We start from the raw sequence: 16832 nt of genomic DNA on the forward strand, positions 1-16832 counted from the left end.
TCGCACCGCGCCTGCCTCATCGGCGGGTCTCCCGCCACACGCGTACGAGCTTCGTGGCGTCGGGGCAGATCGCGCCGGTCCGGCAGGCGGTGCACGTCATCGTGTGACCGAGCAGGGCGCGGTACGCCGTGTCCGGGGATTCGGTCGTGGTCACGTTCGCCTCTCTGCTGATCTCGGCCCACACGTATTCGGCGGTGCGGTTGAGCGTGTGGCCGTAGCGGTCCGCCGTGGCCAGGGCGGCCAGGACGGCCGAGTGCGCGGTCGCGCTCAACCGGGAGGGGAGATCGGCCTCGACGCGGAAGGCGTCCGGGCCGGTCGTGACGCGCGGTTCGGTGCCTGTGGCGGCGGCCAGCATGCCGGTCAGCGCCGCGACCCGCGCTTGTGCAGAGCGCACACTTCTCCCCTGATGAACCGAATGTCACTCCATGTAATGCTGAATATTCAGCTTCAACCTGATGGGTTAGCTTTGTCAACAGCGACGCCCCTATCGACGCCGAACACACGGAGCTGCTCAAATGCCACGTGATACGCCGTACTTGCAGGTGGCGGATGCTTTGAGGGCTCGTGTGCGGACCGGTGAGTGGGCGGTGGGGGACAAGCTGCCGTCCCGCGCCCGGTTCGCCGAGGAGTACGGCGTCGGTCAGTCCGTGGCGCAGCGGGCCATGGAGCGCCTGATCATCGAGGGCATCCTCGAAGGCCGCGCGGGCTCCGGCACCTACGTCCGCCGGGCCCGCGAGCGTCGGCGCATGGTCCGCTCACGCCACCGCGAGCAGCGCGGCAGCAGTCCCTTCGCCTCGGACATGAGCGAGCTCGACCACGAGGCCGACTGGGAGTGCACCAGCACGGCACGCGTTCCCGCGCCGGAGGACATCGCCGAGCGGCTGGCGATCGAGCCCGGTGACCTCTGTGTCGTGACCGACTACGAGTTCCTCGCCGACGGCCTGCCCGTACAGCTCGCCAAGAGCTGGGAGCCGATGGCCATCACCGGCGGCACCCCGGTCCTGCTCCCCGAGATGGGCCCGCACGGCAAGATCGGCGTCGTGGAGCGGATGCGGTCCATCGGCGTGAACATCGCCACCGGCATCGAGCTGCCCCGCCCGGCCCGCGCGACGCGGGAACAGGCGAATCTGCTCGGGATCTCCATCGGTGACCTGGTCATCGAGGTGGAGCGCACGTACTTCGACCGCGAGGGCCGCCCCGTGGAGACGGCCGACATCATCGTGCCGGACATCCGCTGGGAGATCGCCTACGAGATCCGCGTCGATCAGCCGGATTCCTGAGCCGGGCGCTGACGGGTCACTGAGTCGTTGTCGTTCGTGAGGGAGGGGCTGCCCCAGCCCCTCCCTCACGCGAACCCCCGCCCCATCTCGTCCAGGATCTCGTCGATCACCGCCGCCGGTTCGCGGGTCAGGTCCTCCTCGATCCACATGCGCATCGCGATCCGGAGCGAGGAGAGGAAGCCCGCCGCCAGGACGATCGGGCGGACCGGGGCCGGGGCCGGGCCGGGGCGGGCGGCCACCGCTTCGGCCAGGTCGCGTTCCAGGGCGGCGTGGTTGGCCAACTGGCGTGCCAGCAGCGAGGGGTGACGCATCGCCAGGCGCGTGCGCACCGCCCACTCGCGCTCCGGAGGCGCCACGCGTTCCGCGAACTGGGCGACCGCCGCGCGCAGCGCCGGCCAGGCGGGTTCGTCGGCGGGGCGGTCCCTCACCGTGCGGACCAGGGCCCTGATCTGCTGCTCCTCGCCGTAGAGGAGGGCGTCCTCCTTGTTGGTGAAGTAGTTGGAGAACGTTCTGCGGGAGATTCCGGCCGCGTCCGCCACCGCCTCGACCGTCACCCGGTCGAAGCCGTGCTCCACCGTCAGGCGCAGGGTCGCCTCGTGCACGGCCTGCCGGGTGGCTTCCTTCTTGCGTTCCCGGAGTCCCGGTCCCGCGGTGCTGCTGTCCATGGGGGCATTATCCCCCGGGTGCGAGATTGTTGCGCAGTGGGCAAAATTGCCCAGTGTGCATGTATGGTGAAGCCTTCTCCCTCCCGTGCGGGCTTCCTGTGCAGCCGTCCGGCGCAGACGCCCCGTACGGGCCTCTCGTACGAACTTTCCGGAGGTTGCGCGTGAGCGCAGCAGACACCGCCACCGCCCCGGCCGGGGCCCCCGCCGTCGCACCCATGGACCACCGGCACGTCCTGCGGGCCCTGAGCGGACTGCTCATCGTGCTGTTCGTGGCGATGATCAGCAGCACCGTGGTCTCGGTCGCGCTCCCGCAGATCATCGGGTCCCTCGACGGCACGCAGTCGCAGTACACCTGGGTCGTCACCTCGACCCTGCTCGCCTCCACGGCCTCCACCCCGATCTGGGGCAAGCTCGCCGACCTGTTCAGCAAGAAGCTGCTGCTCCAGATAGCCATCGGGCTCTTCGTCGTCTCGTCGATCGCCTGCGGATTCGCCCAGTCCACCGAGCAGTTGATCGCCTTCCGCGCCGTGCAGGGGCTCGGCATGGGCGCGCTCCAGGTGCTCGTCCAGGTGATCATCGCCGCGATGATCAGCCCGAAGGAGCGCGGCCGCTACAACGGCTACCTCGGCGGCGTCATGGCCGTCGCCACCGTCGGCGGGCCGCTGCTCGGCGGGTTCATCACCGACGCCTCCTGGCTCGGCTGGCGCTGGTGCTTCTTCATCGCCGTACCCTTCACGCTGGTCGCCTCCGTGATCCTCGCCCGCACCCTGCACCTCGCCGAGGTCCGCAGGCCCGACACCAAGGTCGACTACCTCGGCGCGTCGCTGATCGCCGCCGGGGTCAGCCTCCTGCTCCTCTGGGTCACCTTCGTCGGCACCGACTTCGACTGGGTCTCCTGGCAGAGCGGCCTCATGGTCGGCGGGAGCGTGATCGTCCTCGGCGCTGCCGTTCTCGTCGAGACCCGGGTCAAGGAGCCCGTCGTCCCGATGCACGTCGTCCGCCGCCGGGACCCCGCCCTCGCCATCGTCGCCAGCCTCGCGGTCGGCATGGCCATGTTCGGCGGCGCGGTCTTCCTCGGCCAGTACTTCCAGATCGGCCGGGGCTACTCGCCCACCGAGGCCGGACTCCTCACCATCCCGCTGATGGCCGGCGTACTTCTCTCCTCGACCGTCGCCGGACGCCTCGTGTCGAAGACCGGCAAGGTCAAGCCGTTCATCGTCGCGGGCGTGATCGTTCTCGCTCTCGGCTTCCTCGGGCTGTCCTTCATCGACCACCGGACCTCGCTCGTCCTGGTGTCGCTGGGGATGCTGGGCGTGGGCGTCGGGGTCGGCATGTCGATGCAGAACCTGGTGCTCGTCCTCCAGAACACCGTCCCGCTCAGCGAGATCGGCGCGGCCAGCGGGGCGATCACCTTCTTCCGCTCCCTCGGCGGCACCATGGGCGTCTCGGTGCTCGGCGCGGTCCTCGCCCACCAGGTCTCCACCAGGATCACCGACGGGCTGACGAGGCTCGGCGTCGACCCGGCCGCGTCCGGCTCCAGCGGCTCCACGCTCAACGTCGCCGCCATGCCGCCCCAGGTCCAGGACGTCGTCCGGGCCGCCTACGGCGAGGCGACCGGCCACATCTTCCTCATCTCGGCCGGCATCGCCGTCATCGGTGTCATCGCCTCCCTGTTCCTGACGCCCACCAAGCTGCGGGACAGCGTCGATCTGTAGGAGAGCGACACCGGGGCCGTGCCAACAGCCCGCTCCCGCGCCCCGTACGGGTGCGGGAGCGGGCTGTTGTAGTGTTACCACCCCCGTACGCCACGGGGATCGACGAGATCGACCGAGGAGGTGAGACCCATTACCGCTGGATCAGGCTGGGTGCTCACCCCGCGCGATCGCGTCGAACGACCGGCAGCAGCCGACCGGACGGCATAAGTCGATCGCGGAGCGCCCATCGGTTTTCCCGAAAGGCTTCGCTCGTATGCCGGTTCACCCGTTGAGTTCCCTCTCCTCCACCGTTCTCGCCCTTCGCCGCGCCGGCTGTGTCTTCGCCGAGGACGAGGCCCGTCTCCTGCACGATGCCGCCGCGTCCGCCGACGAACTGTCCTCCCTCGTCGAGCGCCGGGCCGCCGGACTGCCGCTCGAACACGTCCTGGGCTGGGCGGACTTCCACGGCCGCCGCTTCGCCGTGGACCCGGGCGTCTTCGTGCCCCGCCGCCGTACGGAGTTCCTCGTCGCGCGGGCCGCCGCCCTCGCACCCCGCCGGGCCGTCGTCCTCGACCTGTGCTGCGGCTCCGGCGCGCTCGGCGTCGCGCTCGCCTCCGCCGCGGACACGGCGGAGCTGCACGCCTGCGACGTCGAACCCGCCGCCGTGCGCTGCGCCCGGCGCAACGTCGGCGACCTGGGGCACGTCTACGAGGGCGACCTGTTCGCCCCGCTGCCCGTCGCCCTGCGCGGCCGGGTCGACGTGCTGCTCGCCAACGTGCCGTACGTCCCCACCGGCGACGTCGAGCTGCTGCCCGCCGAGGCCCGTGTCCACGAACCGCGCGTCGCCCTGGACGGGGGCGGCGACGGGCTCGACGTCATGCGCCGGGTCGCGGCCGAAGCACCCCGGTGGCTCGCGCCCGGCGGCAGCCTGCTCGTGGAGGCGAGCGAACGCCAGCGCGACGCGGCGGTCGAGGTCCTGCGCGCCGCCGGGCTGGGCCCGCGGGTCCTGGTCTCCGAGGAGTTGTACGCCACCGTCCTCGTCGGCACCGCGGAGCAGTCGGCGATTCCTCCGTGGGGGGACCCCGCCGCCGCCCCGAACACACCCGCACAGGACTAGGCTCGAAGCGCTGTGACGCGGCGATGTGGCCGCGCCGCCGCGACAGCACGCTACGCAGTTCGGTTCGGCTGGCAGGAGAGCACGGGATGACGACCGCGCCGGGGCGCAGAAGCAGTACGTTCACCAGGCTGCTGCGGCACGGATTCACCGACCCGTCCGCCGCGGACCAGCTCCTCGGCCTGGACGCGCTGGCCTCCGTACGGTCGGACCCGGTCCTCCTGGAGGCGCTCGGGGCCACCGCCGACCCGGATCTCGCCCTGCGCGGCCTGGTCCGGATCGCCGAGGCCGAGACGGAGAGCGAGCGGCAGGTGCTGCTCGACACCCTCGTCACCGCCAAGCCCCTGCGCGACCGGCTCCTCGGGGTCCTCGGCGCCTCGGAGGCGCTCGGGGACCACCTGGCCCGCCACCCGCGCGACTGGCGGACGCTCGTCACGTACGAGGCGGTCGACCTGCACCCCGGAGTCGCCGAGTTCGAGCGCGGGCTCGCCGACGCCGTCGACCCGGACTCGCTGCGGGTCGCCTACCGCAGGTGCCTGCTCACCCTCGCCGCCCGGGACGTGTGCGGGACGACCGGCCTCGCGCAGACCGCCGCCGAACTGGCCGACCTCGCCACCGCCACCCTGCGCGCCGCCCTGGCCATCGCCCGGACGGCCGCACCCGAGGACGCGGCCCGGTGCCGGCTCGCCGTCGTCGCGATGGGCAAGTGCGGCGGGCGCGAGCTGAACTACGTCTCCGACGTCGACGTGATCTTCGTCGGGGAGGCGCGCGACGGGGTCGACGAGACCAAGGCCATGCAGGCCGCCACCCGGCTGGCCGCCCACATGATGAGGATCTGCTCCGAGACCACCGTCGAGGGCACCATCTGGGAGGTCGACGCCAACCTCCGCCCCGAGGGCCGCAACGGGCCACTCGTGCGCACCCTCAGCTCCCACCTCGCCTACTACCAGCGCTGGGCCAAGACCTGGGAGTTCCAGGCGCTGCTGAAGGCCCGCGCGGTGGCCGGCGATCCCGAGCTGGGCGCGGAGTACGTCGAGGCGGTGGCGCCGCTCGTCTGGGGGGCCGCCGACCGGGAGAACTTCGTCCCCGACGTGCAGAAGATGCGCCGCCGCGTCGTCGACAACATCCCCGCCGACCGGATCGAGCGGGAGCTGAAGCTCGGCCCCGGCGGACTGCGGGACGTCGAGTTCGCGGTGCAGCTCCTCCAACTCGTGCACGGGCGCAGCGACGCCTCGCTGCACAGCGGCTCCACCCTCGAGGCGCTGCGGGCGCTCGCCGAGGGCGGGTACGTGGGGCGCGCGGACGCGGCCCAGCTCGACGAGGCGTACCGCTTCCTGCGCTCCATGGAGCACCGCATCCAGCTCTACCGGCTGCGCCGTACCCACCTCGTTCCCGAGGACGAGGCGGACCTGCGGCGGCTCGGCCGGTCGCTCGGGATGCGCACCGACCCGGTGACCGAGCTGAACAAGGCCTGGAAGCGGCACGCCTCCGTCGTACGGCGGCTGCACGAGAAGATCTTCTACCGGCCGCTGCTGGACGCCGTCGCCCAGCTGGCCCCCGCAGAGTCCCGGCTCAGCGCGAAGGCCGCCGCGATCCGCCTGGAGGCACTCGGGTACGCCGACCCGGCCGCCGCCCTGCGGCACCTGGAGGCCCTCTCCTCCGGGGTCACCCGCAAGGCCGCCATCCAGCGCACCCTGCTGCCGGTGCTGCTCGGCTGGTTCGCGGACTCCGCCGACCCGGACGCCGGGCTCCTCGGCTTCCGCAAGGTGTCCGACGCGCTGGGCAAGACCCCGTGGTACCTGCGGCTCCTGCGTGACGAGGGCGCCGCCGCGGAGAACCTCGCCCGGGTCCTCTCCGCCGGCCGCCTCGCCCCGGACCTGCTGATGCGGGCCCCGGAGGCGGTGGCGATCCTCGGCGACCCGGAGGGGCTCACGCCCCGCGCCCGGGCCCACCTGGAGCAGGAGGTGCTGGCCGCGGTGGGGCGTGCCGGGGACGCGGAGTCGGCCGTCGCGGTGGTGCGCGGGGTGCGCCGCCGCGAGCTGTTCCGTACGACGGCCGCCGACCTCATCGGCTCGTACGGCACCGAGGACAACCCCGCCGAGCAGGATCACGGGGCCCTCGTCGACCGGGTCGGCTCGGCCGTCAGCGACCTCAACGCCGTCACCGTCGCGGGCGCGCTGCGGGCCGCCGTCCGCGCGCAGTGGGGCGACACCCTGCCGACCCGGTTCGCCGTCATCGGCATGGGCCGCTTCGGCGGGCACGAGCTGAGTTACGGCTCCGACGCCGACGTCCTCTTCGTCCACCGGCCGCGCGAGGGCGTGAGCGACGAGGAGGCGGCCCGGGCCGCCAACACGGTCATCGGGGAGATGCGGCGGCTGCTCCAGTTGCCGACCGCCGATCCGCCGCTGCTGATCGACGCCGACCTGCGCCCGGAGGGCAAGAGCGGGCCGCTGGTCCGCACCCTGAAGTCGTACGAGGCGTACTACCGGCGCTGGTCGCTGGCCTGGGAGAGCCAGGCGCTGCTGCGGGCCGAGCCGGTGGCGGGCGACGAGGAGCTGGGGCGCGACTTCATCGAGCTGGTCGATCCGCTGCGGTATCCGATGGAAGGGCTCGGCGAGGACGCCGTACGGGAGATCCGCCGGCTCAAGGCGCGGATGGAGTCCGAGCGGATGCCGCGCGGCGCTGACCCCACGCTCCACACGAAGCTGGGGCGGGGCGGGCTGAGCGACGTCGAGTGGACCGTGCAGCTGATGCAGATGCAGCACGGCTGGGCGGAGCCGGGGCTGCGCACGACGCGCACGCGTGAGGCACTGGCGGCCGCGTGCGCGGCGGAGCTGATTCCGGCGGAGGAGGCGCAGACGCTGGACGAGGCGTGGGTGCTGGCGTCGCGGGTGCGCAACGCGGTGATGCTGGTGCGGGGGCGGCCGGGCGACACGTTTCCGTCCGACCCGCGTGAGGTGGCGGCGGTCGGGCGGTACCTGGGGTACGAGCCGGGGCACGTCGGGGACATGTTGGACGACTACCGGCGGATTACCCGGAGGGCGCGGGCGGTGGTGGAGGAGCGGTTCTACGGGGCGGTGTCCTAGGCGCCCGCCCGGCCCGGGGCGTCCTGCCCCGGGGCCCTCGGGGCTCTGCCCCGGACCCCGCTCCTCAAGCGCCGGATGGGCTGGAAAGGATGTCCTCAAGCGCCGGACGGGCTGGAAAGGATGCCCTCGAGCGCCGGACGGGCTGGAAAGAACGGCCGGAAACGGTCCGGGCTACGGCCTCCGTGAGCCCGTCGTCTGCGGTGCGGGCTGTGGGTCCGGCTCCGATGCCGGGCGGGGGAGTCTGGTCCGCAGGCCGGTCAGGCGGCTCTTGCCGGTCGGGATCCGCTTCGGCAGCCGGTGCGGCAGCGAGCCGTACCAGACGCGGGAGACCCCGTAGCCGAACGCGAGGCAGGCCATGCCGCCCACCGCGTCCAGCCAGAAGTGGTTGGCGGTGGCCACGATGACGACCAGGGTGAGCGTCGGGTAGAGCAGGCCCAGGATGCGGGCCCAGGGTGCCGAGGCCAGCGCGAAGATCGTCAGGCCGCACCAGAGCGACCAGCCGATGTGCATCGACGGCATCGCCGCGTACTGGTTCGACATGTTCTTGAAGTTGCCCGACGCCATCGAGCCCCACGTCTCGTGCACGAGCACGGTGTCGATGAAGTTCGCGCCGTTCATCAGACGCGGTGGCGCCAGCGGGTAGAGGTAGTAGCCGAGCAGGGCCACGGCCGTCGTGGCGAAGAGGACCAGCCGCGTCGCCGCGTAACGGCCCGGGTGGCGGCGGAACAGCCAGACGAGGACGCCGATGGTCACGACGAAGTGCAGAGTCGCGTAGTAGTAGTTCATCGACACGATCAGCCATGTCACGGAGTTGACCGCGTGGTTGACCGTTTCCTCGAAGGCGAGGCCCAGGGACTTCTCCGCCGACCAGATCCAGTCCGCGTTGCGCAGAGCCTGTGCCTTCTGCTCCGGGACGGCGTTGCGCACGAGTGAATACAGCCAGTAACTGACCGCGATGAGCAGGATCTCGAACCAGAGCCGGGGGCGGCGGGGCACCCGCAGGGAGCGGAGCCGGGCCAGTCCGCCGGCCTTTCCGGAAGCCGGGGGAGCGGTGGACGCGGTGGCGGCTTCGGGAGCCGCCTCGGCCGCGATGGGTGAAGGATCGGCCGTAGACCGGCCTCCGTGCGCTGTCAGCTGTGTTTCACCCATAGGCAGAGAGTCTTCCATAGTGATTCCCCTGCCCCCGATCATCCTACGGTCGGGTTCCGGTCGCACGTCCTGCGTCTCAAGGACGAGGGAGCGACCCTGAGCCGCCTGCGGGGCCCGAGGCCGTCGAGCCGCGAACCACCAGCTCAGGCATGAAGACGAACTCGCTGTGCGGTGCCGGGGTTCCGCCGATCTCCTCCAGGAGCGTGCGGACGGCGGCCTGGCCCATCGCCGTCACCGGCTGCCGGATCGTCGTCAGCGGCGGGTCCGTGAACGCTATGAGCGGCGAATCGTCGTAGCCCACGACCGAGAGGTCGCGCGGCACGTCCTTCGACAGCCGGCGGGCCGCCCGGATCGCCCCGAGCGCCATCATGTCGCTCGCGCACACGACGGCCGTGCAGCCGCGTTCCATCAGGGCGGAGGCGGCGGCCTGCCCGCCCTCCAGGGTGTACAGAGAGTGCTGGATCAACTCCTCCACCTCGTCCGGTGCGAGGCCCAGCTGCTCCCGCATCGTCGCGTGGAAGCCCTCGATCTTGCGGAGCACCGGCACGAAGCGCTTGGGGCCGACCGCCAGGCCGATACGGGTGTGGCCGAGCGCCACCAGGTGCGTCACCGCGAGGCGCATCGCCGCCCGGTCGTCCGGGGAGATGAACGGCGCCTGCACCTTGGCGGAGAAGCCGTTCACCAGGACGAAGGGCACGCCCTGGCCGCGCAGTTGCTCGTAGCGCTGCATGTCGGCCGAGGTGTCGGCGTGCAGACCGGAGACGAAGATGATGCCGGAAACGCCCCGGTCCACCAGCATTTCGGTGAGTTCGTCCTCGGTGGAGCCGCCGGGCGTCTGGGTCGCCAGCACCGGGGTGTAGCCCTGTCGGGTCAGTGCCTGCCCGATGACCTGGGCCAGGGCCGGGAAGATCGGGTTCTCCAGCTCCGGGGTGATCAGGCCGACCAGTCCCGCGCTGCGCCTGCGCAGTCGCACCGGGCGTTCGTACCCCAGGACGTCGAGCGCCGCGAGGACGGATTCGCGGGTGGTCGCCGCGACTCCGGGCTTGCCGTTCAGGACCCGGCTGACCGTTGCTTCGCTGACCCCCGCCTGAGTTGCGATATCGGCAAGCCGTGCGGTCATGGGATGGGACTGTACCGGGCCGGTGTCGGATTGCCCACTGTGTACGGGGTGGCGCGGAGGTGGGGCTCCGAGGGCTTCCCGGCAACGTCTTGCAAGGACTTGCGACCCCCGCTCGCGCGCTGCGGTCGGATCGTCGCACTGCGGACAGGCCGTGTCCCGCCTGCCCCTGCCAGGGATGAGGGAGTGTCGTCAAGGGGCTTGACGGCAACCTTGAGGACACGCGAATGTAACGATCGCCAAGGCTTGCAGAAATCTTCCGCAAGGTCTTTCGGTCGTCTTTCATCCTTGTTACGTTCACGTCGACCCGGCGCCGCGACGGAGCGGTACGGCAGTTGAAGGAGTTCAGATGCGACGTGGCATAACGGCCACCGCCCTGGTCGCGGCCCTGGCGCTCGCGGCGACCGCCTGCGGCAGCGACGAGAAGTCCGGCGGCGGCAAGAGCTCGGGCGAGCTCTCCGGCACGGTGACCTGGTGGGACACCTCCAGCGTCGGCAGCGAGGACAAGGTCTTCAAGAAGCTGGCCGAGGGCTTCGAGAAGAAGCACCCGAAGGTCGACGTCAAGTACGTCAACGTGCCCTTCGGTGAGGCGCAGAACAAGTTCAAGAACGCGGCCCAGGCCGGCGACGGCGCCCCCGACGTGATCCGCTCCGAGGTCGCCTGGACGCCGGACTTCGCGAACCTCGGCTACCTGGCCCCGCTGGACGGCACCGCCGCCCTGAAGAACCAGGACGACTTCCTCAAGCAGGCCGTCGCGTCCACGAAGTACGAGGACAAGACGTACGCGGTCCCGCAGGTCATCGACTCCATGGGCATCTTCTACAACAAGAAGCTGTTCAAGGAGGCCGGCGTCGACGCGCCCGCCGACCTGGGCGACCTCAAGACCGTCGCCGAGAAGATCAAGGACAAGACCGGCAAGACCGGTCTCTACCTCCGCGGCGACGACCCGTACTACTTCCTCTCCTTCCTCTACGGCGAGGGCGGCGACATGGTCGACGCCTCCTCCAAGAGCGTCACCATCGACAAGCCCGAGGGCGTCAAGGCGTTCAAGGCGGTCAAGGACCTGGTCGACGACGGCACCGCGAAGACGGATGCCTCGGACGGCTGGGAGAACATGATGCAGTCGTTCAAGAACGGCGACGTCGCGATGATGGTCAACGGCCCCTGGGCCGTCGCCGACACCCTGACGGGAAGTGAGTTCACGGACAAGGACAACCTGGGCGTCGCCCCGGTCCCGGCCGGCTCCGCCGCCCAGGGCGCCCCGCAGGGCGGCCACAACCTGGCCGTCTACGCGGGCTCCAAGAACCTCGACGCCTCCTACGCCTTCGTCGAGTACATGACCTCCGTGGACAGCCAGGCCACCGCCGCCGGCGAGCTGAACCTGCTGCCGACCCGCACCTCCGCGTACGCCAAGCAGGAAGCGGTCGACAGCGAGATCGTCGGCTTCTTCAAGCCGGTCGTCGAGACCGCCGTCGAGCGCCCCTGGATCCCCGAGGGCGGCAGCCTCTTCGAGCCGCTGCGCATCGAGTACACCAAGGTCCTCACCGGCCAGACCACGCCGGAGAAGGCCGCCAAGGCCACCGGCGACTCCTACCGCAAGCTCCTCGAGGGCTGGAAGTAACAGGAAGGTTGGCCGACTGATGGCTGTCCACACCAGCCAGTCGGTGGTGAAGGCCGCGGGCGGGAACACCGCCCGCGGCCGGAGCCGCGGTACTGGCACCCCACCGCCGAAGCCCGGCCGTCTGAGGCGGGCCCTCTCGGTCCACTGGTACGCCTGGGCCATGGTCGCCCCGGTCGTCGTCGTGATCGGCGTGATCATCGGCTATCCGCTGGTCCGCGGCATCTACCTCTCGATGACGGACGCGGACGAGCGCAACGTCGCCCGCTCCATCGGCGTCAACGAGATCCCCGCCACCTACGAGTTCGTCGGCGCGGACAACTACATCGACGCGCTGACCGGCTCGCAGTTCCTCGGCACGCTCGGCTGGACGCTGGTGTGGACCGTCTCCTGCGTGAGCGTCACGTTCGTCCTCGGCATGGCCCTGGCGAACATCCTCAACCGCCGTATCGCCGGACGCTCCGCCTACCGCATGGCCCTCATCCTGCCCTGGGCCATCCCCGGCTTCGTCTCCGTCTTCGCCTGGCGCTTCCTCTACAACGAGGAGCGCGGTCTGCTCAACAAGGTCCTCGGCGGCGCCGGCATCGACGCCGTGCCGTGGCTGAACGACCCGACCTGGGCCAAGTTCGCGGTGATCGCCGTCAACGTCTGGCTCGGCATCCCGTTCATGATGGTCGCCCTCCTCGGCGGACTCCAGTCCATCCCCTCCGAGCAGTACGAGGCGGCCGAGATGGACGGCGCCACCGCCTGGCAGCGCTTCCGCCACATCACGCTGCCCGGACTGCGCCCGGTCTCCACCACGGTGGTCCTGCTCTCCACCATCTGGACCTTCAACATGTTCCCGGTGATCTTCCTGCTGACCCGCGGCGGACCCGGCGAGGCCACCCAGATCCTCGTGACCCAGGCGTACAAGTTCTCCTTCGAGATCAGCCCGCGCGACTACGCGCAGTCCTCCACCTGGGGCGTGCTGATCCTCGTACTCCTGATGCTCTTCGCCGTCGTCTACCGGCGAGTCCTGCGCTCCCAGGGAGACAACTGGTGACCACCGCGACCGACACCCCCGCCCGGCAGGCCGTGCCCAAGGTCCGGCTGCGCGGCGAGCGCTCCCCGCTCGCCTCCGTCGCCCTGCACCTCACCCTGATCATCGCCTCGGTGATCGCGGTCTTCCCGGTGCTGTGGGTCCTGCTGACCTCGCTCAAGCCCGCCAAGTTCGCGACCACCACGGACTTCTTCCGCGAGACGACGTTCGTCAACTACACGAACCTGATCCGCGACACGGAGTTCCTCAACTGGTTCGCCAACTCCGTGATCATCTCCGCGCTCTCCACCGTGATCGGCGTCTTCGTCGCCGCCACCACCGGATACGCCGTGAGCCGCTTCCGCTTCCCCGGCAAGCGCGGGCTGATGTGGACGCTGCTGATCACCCAGATGTTCCCGGTCGCCGTCCTCATCGTGCCGATCTACAACATCATGTCGAGCCTGGGGCTGCTCAACCAGCCCATGGGACTCGTCATCACCTACCTCACCATCTCGGTGCCGTTCTGCGCCTGGATGATGAAGGGCTTCTTCGACACGATCCCGCGCGAGATCGACGAGTCGGGCGAGGTCGACGGCCTCACCCCGTTCGGCACCTTCTTCCGGCTGATCCTGCCGCTGGCCAAGCCGGGACTCGCGGTCACCGCGTTCTACTCCTTCATCACCGCCTGGGGCGAAGTGGCGTACGCCTCCGCCTTCCTGGTCGGCGACGAGAACCTCACGCTGGCCGGCGGACTCCAGAAGTTCGTCAACCAGTACGGAGCCCAGTGGGGCCCCATGACCGCGGCCTCCGTGCTCATCGCCATCCCGGCCGCCCTGGTGTTCCTCTTCGCCCAGAAGCACCTGGTCACCGGTATGTCCGCCGGAGCCGTCAAGGGCTGACCCCCCTGGCCACCCGCACCAGCACCCGCACCACCGCACCCGTCACGGCGGCGCCGGAAACCTTGGACCCGATCCCGGCGCCGCTCCCCACCCAGACACCCCAGGGACGACATGACCCAGCACCTCGCTGCCCCCTCCACCGGCACGTCCGACGACGACCCGGGCCACCGCACCGGCTGGTGGCAGGACGCGGTGATCTACCAGGTCTATCCGCGGAGCTTCGCCGACGGCAACGGCGACGGCATGGGAGACCTCGCCGGCGTCACCGCCCGCCTGCCCCACCTGAGGGACCTGGGCGTCGACGCGGTCTGGCTCAGCCCCTTCTACGCCTCCCCGCAGGCAGACGCGGGCTACGACGTCGCCGACTACCGGGCCATCGACCCGATGTTCGGCACCCTGCTGGACGCCGACGCGCTGATCCGCGAGGCGCACGGCCTGGACCTGCGCGTCATCGTCGACCTGGTCCCCAACCACTCCTCCGACCAGCACGAGTGGTTCAAGCGCGCCCTGGCCGAGGGGCCCGGCTCCGCCCTGCGCGAGCGCTACCACTTCCGCCCCGGAAAGGGCGCCGACGGCGAACTCCCGCCCAACGACTGGGAGTCCATCTTCGGCGGCCCCGCCTGGACCCGTACGGCGAACCCGGACGGCACCCCCGGCGACTGGTACCTCCACCTCTTCGCCCCCGAGCAGCCCGACTTCAACTGGGAGCACCCGGCCGTCGCCGACGAGTTCCGCTCCATCCTGCGCTTCTGGCTCGACATGGGCGTCGACGGCTTCCGGGTCGACGTCGCGCACGGCCTCGTCAAGGCCGAGGGGCTGCCCGACCTCGGCTCCCACGACCAGCTCAAGCTGCTCGGCAACGACGTCATGCCGTTCTTCGACCAGGACGGCGTACACGCGATCTACCGCAGCTGGCGCACCATCCTCGACGAGTACCCGGGCGAGAGGATCGCCGTCGCCGAGGCCTGGACCCCGACCGTCGAGCGCACCGCCAACTACGTACGCCCCGACGAGATGCACCAGGCGTTCAACTTCCAGTACCTGGCCACCGCCTGGGACGCCGCCGAGCTGCGCCAGGTCATCGACTCCTCGCTCGCCGCGATGCGCCCGGTCGGCGCGCCCACCACCTGGGTGCTCTCCAACCACGACGTCACCCGGCACGCCACCCGCTTCGCCAACCCGGCGGGCCTCGGCACCCAGATCCGTACCCCCGGCGACCGCGAGCTGGGCCTGCGCCGGGCCCGCGCCGCCTCCCTGCTGATGCTCGCGCTGCCCGGCTCCGCCTACGTCTACCAGGGCGAGGAGCTCGGACTGCCCGACGTCACCGACCTGCCCGACGAGGCCCGCCAGGACCCCTCGTTCTTCCGCGCCGAGGGCCAGGACGGCTTCCGCGACGGCTGCCGTGTCCCGATCCCGTGGACCCGCGAGGGCGGTTCGTACGGCTTCGGCGACGGCGGCAGCTGGCTCCCGCAGCCCGCCGGCTGGGGCGAGCTGTCCGTCGAGGCGCAGACCGGCGTGGAGGGCTCCACCCTGGAGCTGTACCGCGCCGCCATCGCCGCCCGCCGGGAGCACCCGGGCCTCGGCGCGGGCACGGACGTCGAGTGGCTGGACGGCCCCGAAGGCGTCCTCGTCCTCGCCCGCCCCGGCTTCGTCTGCACCGTCAACACCACCGGCGCCCCCGTGCGCATCGCCGCCCGCGGCCGGGTGCTGCTCGCCAGCTCCCCGGTCACCGTGGACGGCGCCGAGGCCGAGCTGCCCGCCGACACCACGGTGTGGTGGACGGTGTGACACTGCCCGCGCCCAGGACCACGGCGGCTCCCCGCCTCTCCGACATCGCCGGACAGGCGGCGGTCAGCGAGGCGACGGTCAGCCGGGTCCTGAACGGGAAGCAGGGCGTCGCGGACTCCACGCGTCAGCGGGTGCTCGCGGCACTCGACATCCTGGGCTACGAGCGGCCCGTACGGCTGCGGCAGCGCAGCGCCGGACTGATCGGCCTGGTGACGCCCGAACTCACCAACCCGATCTTCCCGGCGTTCGCGCAGTCCGTCGAACAGGTGCTGGCCGGGCACGGCTACACACCCGTGCTCTGCACCCAGCTGCCGGGCGGTGCGACGGAGGACGAACTCGTCGAGCAGCTCGTGGAGCGCGGCGTCGGCGGCATCGTCTTCCTCTCCGGGCTGCACGCGGACACCTCCGCCGACCCGGGCCGGTACGCCGCGCTCACCGAGCGCGGCGTACCGTTCGTCCTGATCAACGGCTACAACGAGCGCATCAGCGCCCCGTTCGTCTCGCCCGACGACAGCGCCGCCGTGCGGATGGCCCTGGGGCACCTCGCCGACCTCGGCCACCGCCGGATCGGCCTGGCCATAGGCCCGCAGCGCTACGTCCCCTCCCGCCGCAAGCGCGACGGGTTCGTGGAGGCGGCCGTCTCGGTGCTCGGCATGGACCGCTCCGAGGCCGAACTGCTCGTCTGCTCCACGCTGTTCAGCGTCGAGGGCGGTCAGGTGGCGGCCGGCGCCCTGCTGGACGCGGGCTGCACGGGCATCGTCTGCGGCAGCGACCTGATGGCGTTGGGCGTGGTCCGCGCCGCCCGGGGGAGAGGTCTTGAGGTGCCCCGTGACGTCTCGGTCGTCGGCTTCGACGACTCGCAGCTCATCGCGTTCACCGACCCGCCGCTGACCACGGTGCGCCAGCCCGTGCAGGCGATGGCGGCGGCCGCCGTGGGCGCGCTGCTGGAGGAGATCGGGGGCAGCCCGGTGCAGCGCACCGAGTACGTCTTCCAGCCGGAGCTGGTCGTACGGGGCTCGACGGCGGCGGTACGCAACGGCTGACCGCGAAGCGGCAGCGGGCTCGTACGGCAGCGGGCACGTACAGGAGAGGCACCAGGAGTCGGCCCAGGAAGGGCCGGCGGGGAGTTGCAGCGACTCCGGGTGCCTCTCTTGTCGTGACCGGCCCGGCCGGCCGGGCGCGTGGGGTCCGACGACGTGAAGCGGTGCCGGATCCCCCGGCCGACCGGACCGGAGTCGGGATGAAACGTAACAGGCCCGCAATATCTTGCGAAAGACCTTGCAGCGATAAATCGGCAAGGAGTCGGGAAGAAAACTCCGCTGTTTCACGGATGTGCGCGGGGGGTGTCCAAAGGGTTGACCGGTGACGGGAGGGCTCGTACGGTCTGCTCCGCGGCAAGGTTTG

13 protein-coding genes are annotated in these 16832 nt (G+C 71.0%); 9 read left to right on the plus strand and 4 right to left on the minus strand.

All coding sequences use genetic code 11. The features are described 5' to 3' along the window. Nucleotides 1–16: 16 nt before the first annotated feature. On the minus strand, nucleotides 17–355 hold the full coding sequence (locus ACIRJT_RS07490) for a hypothetical protein (RefSeq protein ID WP_403906554.1): 339 nt from the start codon (nucleotides 353–355) through the stop codon (nucleotides 17–19). Between the two features lie 160 nt (nucleotides 356–515). Here ACIRJT_RS07490 and ACIRJT_RS07495 point away from each other — a divergent pair, with 160 nt between their 5' ends. Beyond that, nucleotides 516–1280: a GntR family transcriptional regulator gene (locus tag ACIRJT_RS07495; protein ID WP_403905800.1), complete on the plus strand. Its 765-nt coding sequence runs from the start codon at nucleotides 516–518 to the stop codon at nucleotides 1278–1280. A gap of 65 nt (nucleotides 1281–1345) precedes the next feature. Here the strand turns inward: ACIRJT_RS07495 and ACIRJT_RS07500 are convergent, their stop codons facing one another. Beyond that, nucleotides 1346–1945, minus strand: a complete 600-nt coding sequence (locus ACIRJT_RS07500) for a TetR family transcriptional regulator (RefSeq protein WP_403905803.1) — start codon at nucleotides 1943–1945, stop codon at nucleotides 1346–1348. Nucleotides 1946–2160: 215 nt separating this feature from the next. Here ACIRJT_RS07500 and ACIRJT_RS07505 point away from each other — a divergent pair, with 215 nt between their 5' ends. The 3 genes from ACIRJT_RS07505 to ACIRJT_RS07515 all read left to right on the plus strand — a co-directional run bounded on the left by ACIRJT_RS07505 (nucleotide 2161) and on the right by ACIRJT_RS07515 (nucleotide 7839). Next, complete coding sequence (locus ACIRJT_RS07505) at nucleotides 2161–3660, plus strand: MFS transporter (RefSeq protein ID WP_403906556.1); 1500 nt, start codon at nucleotides 2161–2163, stop codon at nucleotides 3658–3660. 253 nt (nucleotides 3661–3913) lie between these two features. Further along, nucleotides 3914–4756: a putative protein N(5)-glutamine methyltransferase gene (locus ACIRJT_RS07510; protein ID WP_403905806.1), complete on the plus strand. Its 843-nt coding sequence runs from the start codon at nucleotides 3914–3916 to the stop codon at nucleotides 4754–4756. Nucleotides 4757–4842: 86 nt separating this feature from the next. After that, nucleotides 4843–7839 carry a bifunctional [glutamine synthetase] adenylyltransferase/[glutamine synthetase]-adenylyl-L-tyrosine phosphorylase gene (locus ACIRJT_RS07515; RefSeq protein ID WP_403905809.1) on the plus strand — a complete coding sequence of 999 codons (2997 nt, stop codon included), beginning with the start codon at nucleotides 4843–4845 and terminating at the stop codon, nucleotides 7837–7839. Between the two features lie 171 nt (nucleotides 7840–8010). On the opposite strand, the gene ACIRJT_RS07520 is transcribed toward ACIRJT_RS07515, so the two are convergent. Further along, nucleotides 8011–8988 (minus strand): phosphatase PAP2 family protein, encoded by a 978-nt coding sequence (locus ACIRJT_RS07520; RefSeq protein WP_403905811.1) that lies wholly within the window; start codon nucleotides 8986–8988, stop codon nucleotides 8011–8013. Between the two features lie 76 nt (nucleotides 8989–9064). After that, nucleotides 9065–10108 carry a LacI family DNA-binding transcriptional regulator gene (locus ACIRJT_RS07525; RefSeq protein WP_073741864.1) on the minus strand — a complete coding sequence of 348 codons (1044 nt, stop codon included), beginning with the start codon at nucleotides 10106–10108 and terminating at the stop codon, nucleotides 9065–9067. A 346-nt stretch (nucleotides 10109–10454) separates the two neighbouring features. Between ACIRJT_RS07525 and ACIRJT_RS07530 the strand changes: the two genes are divergently transcribed. The 5 genes from ACIRJT_RS07530 (at nucleotide 10455) to ACIRJT_RS07550 (ending at nucleotide 16471) form a co-directional block, all read left to right on the plus strand. Further along, nucleotides 10455–11726 (plus strand): extracellular solute-binding protein, encoded by a 1272-nt coding sequence (locus ACIRJT_RS07530; RefSeq protein WP_403905814.1) that lies wholly within the window; start codon nucleotides 10455–10457, stop codon nucleotides 11724–11726. A 19-nt stretch (nucleotides 11727–11745) separates the two neighbouring features. Next, a complete protein-coding gene (locus ACIRJT_RS07535; protein ID WP_403905816.1) occupies nucleotides 11746–12765 on the plus strand; it encodes a carbohydrate ABC transporter permease in 1020 nt (339 codons plus the stop codon). Beyond that, nucleotides 12762–13640: a sugar ABC transporter permease gene (locus tag ACIRJT_RS07540; RefSeq protein WP_403905818.1), complete on the plus strand. Its 879-nt coding sequence runs from the start codon at nucleotides 12762–12764 to the stop codon at nucleotides 13638–13640. Before ACIRJT_RS07535 ends, ACIRJT_RS07540 begins: the two co-directional genes overlap by 4 nt. A 111-nt stretch (nucleotides 13641–13751) precedes the next feature. Beyond that, nucleotides 13752–15428: a glycoside hydrolase family 13 protein gene (locus ACIRJT_RS07545; protein ID WP_403905821.1), complete on the plus strand. Its 1677-nt coding sequence runs from the start codon at nucleotides 13752–13754 to the stop codon at nucleotides 15426–15428. Next, nucleotides 15413–16471 (plus strand): LacI family DNA-binding transcriptional regulator, encoded by a 1059-nt coding sequence (locus ACIRJT_RS07550; protein WP_403905824.1) that lies wholly within the window; start codon nucleotides 15413–15415, stop codon nucleotides 16469–16471. Before ACIRJT_RS07545 ends, ACIRJT_RS07550 begins: the two co-directional genes overlap by 16 nt. Nucleotides 16472–16832: the final 361 nt, after the last annotated feature.

The organism is Streptomyces sp. NPDC102283 (assembly GCF_044766265.1).
Classification (GTDB): Bacteria; Actinomycetota; Actinomycetes; order Streptomycetales; family Streptomycetaceae; genus Streptomyces.